A 13,021-nucleotide genomic window follows, 5' to 3' on the forward strand; every position below is an offset into this window, starting at 1 on the left:
TTCATCTCCGACATGAAGATCAGGGCATTCGTAACCCTATCAGCTCCCATATAATAAAGAGGACAGGGAAAAAGAAAAGATGAAAAAGGGAGTAAATGCAATTAGATAATAATTGCAGCGGTCCTTTCGTCCTTTTCTTCGTCGAATTCAGTGACAAGGGCTTCGGTTGTGAGTACCATTCCTGCAATTGAGGCGGCGTTCTGGAGGGCGCTTCTGACTACTTTTGTTGGGTCGATGACACCTGCTTCGAAAAGATCTTCAAAAACATCCTTTTTTGCATTGTACCCATACAGTTCGTTTGATTCAGCTTTTATGGTTGCAACCACCTCAGCTCCTTCCCTGCCTGAGTTTGCAGCGATCTGACGTACCGGCTCTTCGATAGCCCTCTGGACTATTTTTACACCTACCTCCCTGTCGTCTTCGAATCTCAGGGAATCCAGAATAGCAGCCGCACGGAACAGGCTTATTCCGCCCCCGGTAACCACACCTTCTTCAACTGCAGCTTTTGTGGCATTGAGAGCATCGTCAATTCTCATTTTTTTCTCTTTCAGTTCGGTTTCGGTTGCAGCTCCGACCTTGATTACTGCGACCCCGCCTCCTAACTTTGCCTGACGCTTTTTGAGTTCGGTCTTCCTGTAATCTGTGTCTGCGATATTAATCTGGGCTTCGATGAGTTTGACCCTCTCATCAATCTTTGCCTTGTCGCCCCTGCCTTCCACAATAATAGTTTTGTTGTTGTCAACAGTGACTTTCCTTGCACTTCCAAGCATATAATCCTTGAATTCCTCAAGCTTCATGCCCTTGTCTTCGCTAATTACCTGCCCGCCGGTCAACACGGCAATATCCTCAAGCATATCTTTTCTCTCATTTCCGAAACCTGGAGCTTTGACAGCACAGACCTTCAATGCTCCGCGGATGATATTAAGGATCAGGGCAGCCTGGGCATCCCCATCAACGTCATCGGCAATAATAAGTAAGGGACGGCCTTCAGAGGCGACTTTTTCAAGTAAGGGGATAATCTGCTTCATGCTGCTAATTTTCTTGTCCGTGATAAGGATGTAAGGATCCTCGAACTCGCAGATCATCTTCTCTGTATCGGTTGCCATGTATGGAGAGACAAAGCCCCGGTCGAACTGCATACCTTCCACAACATCCAGGCTGGTCTCCATTGTTTTGGAATCCTCAACCGTAATTACTCCATTGTAGCCGACTCTTTCCATGGCATCGGAGATCAAATTGCCTATCTCTTCATCATTGTTTGCAGAAACCGTAGCCACCTGTACGACTTTTTCCTTGCCTTTTACTTCAACGCTCTTACTCTTGAGATAGCCTACAACATTTTCTGTCGCAATCTCTATACCTTTCTTGACTTCTATCGGGTTTGCTCCGGCACTGATGTTTTTCAGGCCTTCCCGAATCATGCTCTGGGCAAGAAGGGTTGCAGTAGTTGTTCCATCGCCGGTGTTATCCTGGGTTTTGGAAGCGACTTCTTTAACGAGTTTAGCTCCCATATTCTCGAACTTGTCGCGAAGTTCGATTTCCTTTGCGATAGTTACTCCGTCGTTTGTGACCACAGGTTTTGTACTTTTGTCCAGTACAACATAACGTCCCCTCGGTCCCAGAGTGATCTTGACGGTATTTGCAACTTTGTCCACACCGTTTAAGAGTGCCTTTCTCGCACTCTCGTCAAACATTATCTGCTTTGAAGCCATCCATATTCACCTAGATTAAAATCAAATCTTTTCCTAAATCGAATTTGAATGTATCTTTAATTTTCCTGGATTACTAGAATATGTTTTTATTCTCTCTTCTTCAGAATTGGCGTCATTCAACATTATTCTTCTTCAACTGTTGCCAGGATGTCCTTAAAATCGACAAAAAGGTACTTTTCACCGTCAATTTCAATTTCATCTGATTGATATCCCCCATAGATTACATGGTCACCTTTCTTCAGGGGAAGCTCCTTTCCATCCTCGAAGGTTCCCACTGCAATGACGAACCCTTCCTTTTTCTCCTGCCGTGCAGACTCAGGGATATAGATACCGCCTTTTGTGATTTCTTCTCTCTTCTGGTGCTTGAGCAAAACTCGTTCACCAATAGGTCTTATAATCACTCTATTTTTCCTCCTTATGCGTAAGTGACCCCATATTAGCTGAACATTAAAGGTAGCTATGAGTCATTATGGGATTGGTCGATATATTGAGCGCTCGTGCGCTCAGCAATTCGCATATAATGCGAAACTCATATTTAAAAATTACCGGAAAAATAAACATGATTAGTAGAAAATCGAGATGATATCGATAAAATACAAATAAACTATATATACGAGATATTTTAAAATATAAACTGATGGCTCAACAGATAATCCTCAGACACCTTGAAAAACCGCGTGTTAAAAGTCTGGAAGAGGATCTTCTATGGTTATGCAATAGCTTCGGCTTTTCTTCGGGAAGAGACACGGAAAACATCTCGACCAGGATAATTTTTAGTCTGCTTGATAAACTTTCAAATGATGAAATAACTTCTTCAGAAGCCCTTGCTAAAGACCTTGAGATGAAAATATCAAGGGTAAACCATCATTTAAGGAATCTCAACGATTCTGGGCTCCTTTACAGAAAAAAACGCCTGATATACCTGAGGGGAGGCAGCCTGAAAGCTGCAGTAAAAGAAATGCGAAAAGATTCGGAAAGAATTTTCGATGAACTTGAATGCATAGCTGGAGAAATTGATTCCAGAATAGGAATAAAAAACCGATAAAGAAATTAAAAATTGATGAAAATTAAGAAAAGAGCTCGGAAAAATGCCAATTAAGCCGTACCGGAAAGAAATTTAATAATAAACTCATTTATTTTCCAACCGTGAACCGAGTATCCATAATACGCTGCCCTGATTATTCTGGAACAAAAAAAGCTATAGCTGAAGCTCTGGAACTGGTAGGAGGTCTTGAGAATATAATCCAGCCAGGCGACCGTGTGCTTCTGAAACCAAATATCCTTGCAGCCAGTTCTCCAGAAAATGCAGTAACCACCCATCCTTCAGTTGTAGCGTCAATGTGCGAGTTTGTGCTTCAAGCCGGAGGGAAACCTGTAGTCGGGGACGGAGCTGGCATCTCAAGACCAGGAGCCACCTCAAAAGCCCTGAAAGCTTCAGGCATAGAAGAAGCCGCTCGAAAAGCCGGAGCGGAGATAGTTAACTTCGAAACCGCAGGCTTTACCCTGGTAGATGTGCCTGATCCCCTGCAGTTTCGCAAACTATACATCGCAAATCCTGTCCTTGAAGCCGATGTTGTGATATCCCTTCCAAAATTAAAGACTCATGAGCTTACTTACTACACAGGTGCGGTCAAAAACTTCTTTGGGACCTTACCTCTGAAGTGTCGGAAAGAGGCACATCTTCTTGGAAAAAGGGAACTTTTTGGCGAAGCCGTTGCCGACGTGTACTCGGTTGTCATGCCCGCTTTTGCCGTCATGGATGGGATTATAGGCATGGAAGGGGATGGTCCCTCTCATGGGAAACCCATAAACTCAGGGGTGATTCTGGCAAGCCAGGACTGTGTTTCCCTTGACATTGTGGCTGCGGAAATGATAGGTTTTGAACCTCTTAAAATTCCCACGACTGCAGGAGCTATGAGAAAGGGCTTTGGAAACCAGTGCCCTGTTGTTGTAGGAATCCCGTTAAAAGAAGTCAAAATCAAGTTCAAATCGTCCAGCGGAGGAGTCAGCACAGCCCCTTCCTTTCTTACTCGCAGCCTTGGCAAGTACTATAAGATCTATCCCAGGATTAACAGGAGAAAATGTACACACTGCGGAGCCTGCTATTTAAACTGTTCTCCCCACGCCGTAGAACGGCTCGAAGACGGGAGTTACAGGATTAATGAGGATAAGTGTATTTTATGTTATTGCTGCCGTGAACTGTGCCCTAGCAACGCAGTAGAAATCAAAAAATCCCTGCTTGCAAGGCTTATGGCAGTAAAAGAGGATCTAACTGGAAAAATATGAAAATAAACCTGAAGAATTGTAAATAGGCTGTAAACCGAGAAGAATGAGCCGCTATAAACCAACTTAACCCCGGTTTACACTTTTACCATCCATTAACTCCAGGGAGACATTTAACATGCCTCCCCTATTTTTATCTTCAATGATACTTGCGTTCCCGTCTTGCTGCGATCTCTTTTTCTCTTTCCAGCCTCTGCAGCCTCTCCTCATCAGTCTCGGTCTTTTCCATATGTTCTATCCTCTCTTTTTCCTGCCGCGCCATTACTTCCTCTGCGGTTTCCAGGGTCCCTGTTCTCTCAGTACGAGTAGTCCTCTGTGGTTCGGTCTCTACTCCTGCCGCCACCCCTCTCTGCCAGTAAGGCTGGTATCCGTAATAAGTGTAGGTTCTGGAGAGCTCCTCACGGGTTAAGGGCCAGTTGTCCTTATCAAAGCCTTCTGCCCTTTCCAGAACGTCCCTGGAAATATCAAGGACTAAGGCGTGTTCATGCGGCCTGAGCGATAGAGCCTGCCAGGGGATAGCAAACAGCTTATCGGCCATACCCAGGAATCCGCCAAAAGACATGACAGCATACGCTACCCTCCCATTATCGAGATCAATCATTAGCTCTTCAATCCTTCCAAGGTCTTCTCCAGCCGTATTGATGACCCTATCAGTTTTTATCGTGCTTGCCGACAAAAAGTCAGGTGTCACTCTACCTTCTGTGCCTCTTGCCTGGACCATAGTTTCGGCTTCTGCCCGCTCTCTCTCAAACTGTGTTAACCTTTCTCTCTCGGCCTCAGCCTGCCTTTCTACTTCAGCACGTTCTCTTTCCAGCTCTGCCAGTCTCTGCCTCTCGGTCTCAGCCTGTTTCCGGGCTTCTGCACACTCTCTTTCCAGTTGAGTGAGTCTCTCTCGATGGGTTTCTTCCTGTGCCTGTACTGACCTCAACTCATCTTCAAGCCGGGATACTTTTTCTCTTTCTTCCTGCCTTCTTGCTTCCTGCAACTCTTTTTCCAGTTCTGCCAGCCTCTGCCTTTCGGCCTGTGCCTGTCTCTCTGCTTCAATTCTCTCTGTTTCCAGCCGCCTCAGCCTATCTCTTTCAGTCTCTGCCTGCTTTTCGGCTTCCATCCGCTGCTTTTCTAACTGCGAGATTTTCTCTTCTTGCGTTCTCCTCAATTCTTCAAGTCTTTCTCTCTCTTGCTGCGCCGCTCTCTCTTCTTCCGGTCCTACCGGCGTCGGTCTCTCACTTTCCATCCGGGCTATCCGTTCGGATTCTGTTTCAGTCAGCATAGCTTCAGCCACTCTTCCTGCTGCCGCAGCTCCTGCTGCAGGTGCCGCCATTCCTGCCTGCCAGTAAGGCTCGTATCCGTAGTGGGAATAGGTTCTGGAGAGTTCTTCGCGAGTTAAGGGCCAGTTATCCTTATCAAAGCCTTCCGATTTTTCGAGAGTTTCTTTGGGAACATTAAGAGCAAAAGCGTGCTCATGCACTCTCAGTGTAAGAGCCTGCCAGGGAACGGCAAAAAGTTTGTTTCCTATACCCAGGATCCCGCCATGCGAGACTACAACATACCCTACTTTTCCATCTTGGATATCGATCATAAATTCTTCGATTTTTCCAATATTGTCTCCAGTAGGACTTACGACCTTATCCCCCTTTAGCGTGCTTGCTGACAGAAAATCCGGTTTTTCCCTATCTGCAGACGTTCTTCCAGCCCGGGTCATCCTCTCGGATTCAGTCTCTTCAGGCATTCCTGCAGCCACTCCTGTCTGCCAATAAGGCTGATATCCATAATAATTGTATACAGTGGACAGCCACTCACGGGAAGTTACAGGCCAGTTGTCCTTATCAAAGCCCTCGGCTTTCTCAAGAGTCTCTTTAGGTACATCAAGGACGAGGGCATGGTCGTGAAGTTTTAATCTAAAAGCCTGCCAGGGAATAGCAAACAGCTTATTGCCCAGCCCCAGGAATCCCCCAAAAGAAAGCACTGCAAACGCTAACCTTCCATCACGAAGGTCGATCATTAATTCTTCAATCTTTCCAAGGTCGTCTCCAGCTGCGTTAACGACCTTATCCCCCTTTAGCGTGCTTGCTGACAAAAAATCTGGATTATTTCGATCTGCCATAATTTTAACCCCAAAGTTTTACAAACATATATTTAAACGCCTGTACCCAGGCGCAATTCCGAATTTTTCCCCGATAAGTTTGTTTCGCATCCGGTTTACCAGTAATGAATGCCTGGTCTGTTTACCCGATCAAGGCTCAGATCTGCCTGATCGGCTATAATCTCGGTGTCTGCCAGTAAGGCTCATATTCGTAGTAGCTGTATACTTTAGAGAGCCAATCATGTGTAGTTACAGGCCAGTTATTTTTATCAAAGCCTTCTGCTTTTTCAAGAGTATATTTAGGGATATTAAGTAAGAAGGCATGTTTTTGGAATTTTACTTGGAGAGCCTGCCAGGGGATAGCAAAGAATTTGCCGCCCATACCCGGAAACTCATCAAAAGAAAGTACGGCATATGCTACTCTTCCAGCCTGAAGGTCGATTACTAACTCTTCAATCTTCCCAATATCCTCTCCAGCAATGCTGACAACCTTCTCCCCTTTTATCGTGTCTGCGGGCAAAAAATCTGGATATTTTTTACCTGCCGTTCTTCTCATTCGAATCATTCTTTCAGGCTCGGTTTCTCCAGGCAATCCGGTTTGTTCTGCCATTATAGTCTGCCAGTAAGGCTGGTGTCCATAATAAGTATAGACGCCTGAAAGTTCCTCACGGGTTAAAGACCAGCTATCCTTATCAAAACCCTCAGCTTTTTCCAGAGCCTCTCTGGAGATATCAAGAATAAAAACATGATCATGCATTTCTGATTTAAGAGGTTGCCAGGGAATGGCATAGAGTTTATCTCTCCTGTCCAGGATTCCACCAAAAGACAATACGGCATATGCTATTCTTCCATCTGCGAGATCGATCATTAATTTTTCAATCTTCCCAATATCCTCTCCAGCCTTGTTGATGACCTTACTCCCTTTTAGTGTACCTTCTGACAAAAAATCTGGATTATCTCTATTTGCCATATTTTCCAGCCCCCCAAACTCAGGAGATACAGTATTAAAATCTGCACTCCAGGCATAACTTCAAACCTCTACCCCAATTAAATCAGTTCCAACCTCCTATTTGCCAGTAATTGATACACATATCTGTCTGCCCGATTAAGGTATCAGAGATTACCCGGCCGATTTTCTATACTCTCTACCTGCCAGTAAGGCTGGTATCCATAATAATTGTATACAGTGGACAGCCATTCACGATTAGTTACAGGCCAGTGATCTTTATCAAAACCTTTCGCATTTTCAAGAGTTTTCTTAGGAACATCAAGGACAAAAACATTTTCATCAAGTCTTGGTGAAAGAGCCTGCCAGGGGATAGCGAACAACTTATTGCCCAGACCCAGGAATCCCCCAAAAGAAAGGACAACATAAGCTATTCTTCCGTCTTGAAGGTCGATCATCAGTTCTTCAATCTTCCCAAGATGTTCTCCTTCTTTATTGACGACCTTATCCCCTTTTATTTCACTTGCTGACAAAAAATTCATTCTGCTCCTGATCTCTCTAGTTTCCGCCCTGGCCATCCTTTCCGTTTTGGTTTCTCCCGGAGCTCCGGTTTGTTCCGTCATTGCAGGCTGCCAGTAAGGGCGGTACCCATAGTAGGTGTAGGTATTGGAAAGCTCCTTATGAGTAGTTAAAGGCCAGTTATCTTTGTCGAAACCTTCTGCCTTTTCCAAAGTTTCTTTAGGAATGCCAAGTAAAAAGGCATGCTCGTGTACTCTTAGTGTAAGAGCTTGCCAGGGAATAGCAAACAGCTTATCGCCCAGGCCCAGGAATCCCCCAAAAGAAAGGGCAGCATACGCTACTCTTCCGTTCTGAATGTCAATCATCAGTTCTTCAATTTTCCCCAGATCCTCCCCTGTACTGCTGATAACCTTATCCCCTTTTATCGTGCTAGCTGACAAAAACTCTGGATTACCCCTATCTGCCATAGTTCAAACTCCCTAAGCTTCAGGAGACACCATTTCAAAGTCCGCGTCCCCAGACACAGCTCCGAAATCAACCCCTAATTAATATTATTTTTTTGATGTTACTTAAAACTACCGGAATCATTAAAAGTAATATTCTATGTTATTAAGTAGAGATTTATGAATAAATATTATAAAGAAAAAGTAGAAATGAAGAGATTTTTTGGAAAATTTACATATTAAATTTAAGGATATCAGGCTGGCAAATTGCCTAAAATGCCGGGAAAGAATATTCCTGCGGTTAATTATATTGATGAAACTAGCTATTAAAAATTCAGAATTTAGAAGGAGGAATTTATGAGTAGTTCCAAGAACCAAATATTTGTGATGTTTTAGATCTCTCATAAAATATTTTAACAATTCGTATCGGGGGGGGCTGCAGATCCTGAAAGAAGGGGAAAGCCGGTAATTAAGTTATAACCTTTTCCTTTTTATCTTTTTGAAAGCTCTTTTAACCCAGAAAGCCGAAAATATGTATCAAAAGGATTTTTTTGACAATATTTCTATAATCTTACCTTCGAAGGTGATAGGATGCTCCATACCTATATAGATACTGAATATGCTCCGGAAAAATGCTCTCTTTGCGGCGGGACCGGACATGTCAACGGCGGAGTTTGTGAAGCTTGCGGGGGACAGGGTGACGTACTCGTTGCTCAGCCTGCAATAGCATGTCCAGTCTGTAACGGATCCGGAAGTCTTGAGATCGGAACATGCAGGGCATGTGGAGGAAGCGGCTGGGCTCTTCTCTGAAAAGGGTTTTCCTGAAGCAAGACTCAAAAAACGATTTATAAGGGGACTCTGAATTTTCCGTATATCTATCGGTTTTGCCTTTCCCGAAATCCCACTTTTTTCTCGTCAGGCAAGCAGTCAAAACAGGTCTCATAGCTCACGGATTTGTATTTTTTCCTGCATACTGGACAGAGATTCATACCCCTGAGGCTTGCAAAATGGCAGCGTTTGCAGAGCACAATTGCATTTGCCAGAGATTCGCATTCTTCCTCTGCTTTTTTAACTTCCTCCTCAATCAATTCATTAATCCCGGTTTCTTCAAGCCACTCGTGATAAAGCTTTTTAAAATTGCCTTCTCCCGTGTCCTCAAGAAGAACATCGGTAAATTGTTCCTCAAGGTCAGTATGGTCAGGCTCGGTTTTATGCACAGTTGAGGCTTTATGCCAGTTAGGGTGGCTTTTATGCCGATGTTTGCCGGTTGGGATGCGTTCGAACTTCTGGTATTTCTGCCTGCAAATCTCCCTGAATCTTGTATATGCAGCACTGTAAATCTCAGATTTGACCTGAGCCGGAGAATAAGTTCTGGGAATATGTATACACAGGGAATCGGAAGACCCGCACCATACACAGATCTTACTTTTAAGAAATTTGGCTCTTTTTCTTTCCATTCCTTTGTATTGCATTTCATAGGACAACCACAAACCAGCTTTGTTAAAACGGACATTTTGAGAATCAAGGCATCAAAAGGAAGTTCACAGGATTGTCTTAATGCTTACTGGCAGCCTGAAATTAAATAATTATGCCTCTGAGTGCGAATCAAGAATGTTACTGAACAGATTAAGGAAGTTCTTTAAATTGATCAGGATATACGCAGAGAGAGTCAAAGGGATTAATAATTAATATACCGACCAAACAAAAAAAACAAATTGGATAAAGACACAATAATTGAATAAAAAACAAAATTTCGCAAAGTAGGAAATTAATTTTCAGTCTTAATAAGAAGTTGAAAGCAGTAAACCTGAACAGTGTAAAGAGGGGGGACTCTAATTAATAAAATAGTTTTCATTCTATTTATAATTCTGATAACTTTTTCAGCCGGATGTATGGAAGGACAATCAGGACAATCAGGAATCCCAGAGAATATAACAATAATCCACAAGACCTATGGGGCTTTTACGCTTCCAGAAATGCAGCTACAGGTCTTGACTGTAAACAATACGCATGTTGTATTTACGACATCGGGTATGGAAGGGGAATTCAAGCAAGTATATGAGAAACCTTTTAATGAGACTGATTTTGAAGAACTTGTAAACCTGTTTGAGAGAAATGGATTTTTTGAGATGCAAGATCGCTACGTTCCACAGGAAGGACAACCTGTAGTTACAGATGTCGGGACAGTGGAAATAAGCCTGATTGAGAAAAATAGGTCAAAAACAATAATTGTAGATCCTTACTATTCAGAATATATGCCTGAAGGTCTTCAGGAAATCAATTCAGCACTGCTCGAGCTTCGAGCCTATGCCGTATCCACTTCGCCTGAGGAAGCCGAAGAAATAGTAGAAAACTGGATAAAGAGTGCTCCTACGTACAGTTTCGACGGCTTTGACCTGAAGCTTGAAAATCATGAGATTCTAGAGTCAATTCCAGAACAGCATATTTTAACCTATAATTTTACAAGCAGGCACGGAGGTTATGGGAACCGGGCAGACCAGATCGTAACTGAGGCTCTTACTCCCCATAGAATAGAAATCACAATCTCAGACAGGAATGTTACATCTGCCATAATCGATGGGGAATGGGACGAACTTGCCCAGAAACCTGCCGAGAGAGAAACTGAAAACACTGACATTACTTAAACACAGGAGGATATTGGATTTTTAAAGTTTATTCAATCCCCAGGGGATTATTGAGTCTCCGGGGGAGTACTGATTTTTCTTATTAATTTCGTATTTGAGCTAAAAATTTCCAGGGGAAAAATTAAAGGGTTTCCGGCGGATGCACCACCGAATTTCTAACTATCTTCTTTGACCTGAGAAATTGTCAGATCATCAACCATACCGGTAGAATTGTTGGTCTCGTTTTATCTTGGAAGGCGAGAAGACCCTTCCAAGATAAAGTATAAAACCTGCACCCTGAATTCCAACCTTACTTTTCTTTATTGTTAAAACAGATTGTAAACTCTGTTCCCGGGTACCTCTTAAGCTCGATATAACCGTCGATTTGCTCTACAAGAATGTTTACGAGCTGGAGTCCCAGGGAATCAGTAGTTTGAAAATCAATCTCTTTGGGGATTCCTTTTCCATTATCTCTTACAGTAAGTATATAATTGAAATTATTATAATATTTAAAGTACCTATCACCTGTATGTTCCTCTCTGTCCGGATAGTCCTGTACGTCCCGATAGTTATTCGGATAGTTATCATCCGGACAATTATTGCCTGCCGGATTGGCTTTATCCTGACCCGGGATCCCATATCTTGCAGCAAATGTTTCAATCCTGCAGAGATTTATGCTGATCTCGCCTTCCCTTCTCTCAGGGAAAGCATGCTTGAGGGCATTTGAGATAAGCTCGTTTACAATAATTCCCAGCGGGATTGCAGTGCCCATGCCCAGATAAACCGGTTCGAGATTCAACTTGAGGTTTATATTGTTATTCCCCACTCTGTAAGAACTGAAAAGATCTGCGGTTAGATTTCTAAGGTAATCTGAAAAATCGAGAGTGTCCATGCTTTCACTCTCATGTAGCTTCTCGTGGATCATTGCTATGGATGCAACCCGGTTTTGACTTTCCCTAAAGGCTTCAATTACCTCTTTGTCATCGAATTTTTCGGCCTGGAGGCTGAGCAGGGATGAAATTACCTGAAGGTTATTCTTTATGCGGTGATGGACCTCTCTTACCCGGATTTTGTCTATTTTTTCCAGAGCTTCTTCTGCCATCTTGCGCTCAGTGATATCATAAATCAGACCCTGGAATTTCCCTGAGTTCTCAGGTTCCTCCGGAATCTTCTGGATTATTTCCCTGACCCATTTTACTTCCCCATCTTTTTTCTGTATTCGGTATTCGCTTTCAACAATAGAGTTCGGGTTTAATCTCAATTTCTTCCTTTTCTTAAAAATAGCAGGGCGGTCTTCAGCTACGACTATCTCCTGCCAGTCGACCTGTCCGGAGACTAAATCCTGCCCGGGATAGCCTGTCATCTCCTCAACAGGACCATGTATGAAAGTTATCTTAAAGTCCTTACTGAATTGGAAACCAATTCCCTGGAGATTTTGCATGAAAGAACGGTAACTGCCTGAATCTTCTTCTCGGTTTCCTCTGTAGTCTCCCTCCTCAATTCTTCGAGGCTCGATAAGATACCTCTTGCCTATCATCCTGCAAATATGACTGTACTCATCCCCAAGGAAAGCCGCTTTCTGCCTGAGATCCTCTTCCCGGTGTTTAAGCTCCCTGAAGAACAAACTGCAGGGCTCCTCAAATCCGATGTCTACAATTGCTTTATAAATCAGGTAAAAAGACAGGAGTTTGAAAACGAGACCTATAACGTTTGAAGTTTCATCCATTTGACTGTAAAACATAAAGGACAATTCTGAAAGGATTGCCAGGATTATGGATACTGAGAGCAGGTTGAAAACATCTTCCTCAAATCTGTCCCTGGTTATATACAGGAGAAACAAGGAGAAGAGAAACATGAAAGAAATAAAGTATCCACTAATTATTTTGAATTGTGTGAACTCTGAACCCTGGAGATAAGAATTCGGGAAACTCTGTAAAAAGAAGATTGAAACTACGCAGGTGATGGTAATTACTGCATATATGAGAAAGGTCTTCCAGGCAAAGGCTGCATTATTTAGAGTTCGGACATTCCCCAGCCTCTCTCCAGTGTATATTAAAAATAGCGGAGCTACCAGGAAAGTAGCACTTCTCAGGAACCTTGCAATTATGTGCAGTTGAATGGTAAGGTTTGTGTCAAACCCAGGAAACACTCCCATCCCATGGAATGCAAGCGTGCCCAAAAAGTCGACGCTTCCGACAAAAAAATACCCGATCCCCAGAATAATAAGATACCGATTCTCCAAGCGGGTTCTTGATTTCCATACTATGAGAAATATTACATATGCAACGTAGACACTGAACAACTCTACTACTGTATAAAACAGGAGATAATTGCTAAGGCTAATTAAGTAAAGCAAAATAATTATGGTGACCCAGACTACTACCTCATAGAAGTCCACTTTTAGCGTATTT

At 43.1% G+C, this 13,021-nt stretch carries 11 protein-coding genes; 4 read left to right on the forward strand and 7 right to left on the reverse strand.

The features are described 5' to 3' along the window. Positions 1-101: 101 nt before the first annotated feature. Both groL and groES read right to left on the reverse strand, forming a co-directional pair. Positions 102-1,712 (reverse strand): chaperonin GroEL, encoded by a 1,611-nt coding sequence (gene groL, locus AOB57_RS04805; protein ID WP_054300015.1) that lies wholly within the window; start codon positions 1,710-1,712, stop codon positions 102-104. 122 nt (positions 1,713-1,834) lie between these two features. Continuing rightward, positions 1,835-2,113: a co-chaperone GroES gene (gene groES, locus AOB57_RS04810; RefSeq protein ID WP_054300016.1), complete on the reverse strand. Its 279-nt coding sequence runs from the start codon at positions 2,111-2,113 to the stop codon at positions 1,835-1,837. A gap of 236 nt (positions 2,114-2,349) precedes the next feature. Between groES and AOB57_RS04815 the strand changes: the two genes are divergently transcribed. Together AOB57_RS04815 and AOB57_RS04820 are read left to right on the forward strand one after the other, a co-directional pair. Next, positions 2,350-2,757, forward strand: a complete 408-nt coding sequence (locus AOB57_RS04815) for an ArsR family transcriptional regulator (protein ID WP_054300017.1) — start codon at positions 2,350-2,352, stop codon at positions 2,755-2,757. 101 nt (positions 2,758-2,858) lie between these two features. Next, positions 2,859-3,998, forward strand: a complete 1,140-nt coding sequence (locus AOB57_RS04820; protein ID WP_054300018.1) for a DUF362 domain-containing protein — start codon at positions 2,859-2,861, stop codon at positions 3,996-3,998. Positions 3,999-4,134: 136 nt separating this feature from the next. Here AOB57_RS04820 and AOB57_RS04825 read toward each other — a convergent pair whose 3' ends face one another. The 3 genes from AOB57_RS04825 to AOB57_RS04835 form a co-directional block, all read right to left on the reverse strand. Further along, a complete protein-coding gene (locus AOB57_RS04825) occupies positions 4,135-6,099 on the reverse strand; it encodes a PRC-barrel domain-containing protein (RefSeq protein ID WP_054300019.1) in 1,965 nt (654 codons plus the stop codon). A 154-nt stretch (positions 6,100-6,253) separates the two neighbouring features. Beyond that, positions 6,254-7,048, reverse strand: a complete 795-nt coding sequence (locus AOB57_RS04830; RefSeq protein WP_054300020.1) for a PRC-barrel domain-containing protein — start codon at positions 7,046-7,048, stop codon at positions 6,254-6,256. A 143-nt stretch (positions 7,049-7,191) separates the two neighbouring features. Further along, on the reverse strand, positions 7,192-8,010 hold the full coding sequence (locus AOB57_RS04835; RefSeq protein ID WP_054300021.1) for a PRC-barrel domain-containing protein: 819 nt from the start codon (positions 8,008-8,010) through the stop codon (positions 7,192-7,194). A gap of 567 nt (positions 8,011-8,577) precedes the next feature. Here AOB57_RS04835 and AOB57_RS04840 point away from each other — a divergent pair. Then, positions 8,578-8,796: a hypothetical protein gene (locus tag AOB57_RS04840; protein ID WP_054300022.1), complete on the forward strand. Its 219-nt coding sequence runs from the start codon at positions 8,578-8,580 to the stop codon at positions 8,794-8,796. A 65-nt stretch (positions 8,797-8,861) separates the two neighbouring features. Here AOB57_RS04840 and AOB57_RS04845 read toward each other — a convergent pair whose 3' ends face one another. Next, positions 8,862-9,443, reverse strand: coding sequence for a hypothetical protein (locus tag AOB57_RS04845; protein ID WP_226999645.1), 582 nt, complete (start codon positions 9,441-9,443; stop codon positions 8,862-8,864). A gap of 435 nt (positions 9,444-9,878) precedes the next feature. Between AOB57_RS04845 and AOB57_RS04850 the strand changes: the two genes are divergently transcribed. Further along, positions 9,879-10,631, forward strand: a complete 753-nt coding sequence (locus tag AOB57_RS04850) for a DUF6438 domain-containing protein (protein WP_054300023.1) — start codon at positions 9,879-9,881, stop codon at positions 10,629-10,631. A gap of 289 nt (positions 10,632-10,920) precedes the next feature. Here AOB57_RS04850 and AOB57_RS04855 read toward each other — a convergent pair whose 3' ends face one another. Beyond that, complete coding sequence (locus AOB57_RS04855) at positions 10,921-13,008, reverse strand: MASE3 domain-containing protein (protein WP_226999646.1); 2,088 nt, start codon at positions 13,006-13,008, stop codon at positions 10,921-10,923. Positions 13,009-13,021: the final 13 nt, after the last annotated feature.

It is taken from the genome of Methanosarcina flavescens, assembly GCF_001304615.2.
GTDB classification, from domain to species: Archaea; Halobacteriota; Methanosarcinia; order Methanosarcinales; family Methanosarcinaceae; genus Methanosarcina; species Methanosarcina flavescens.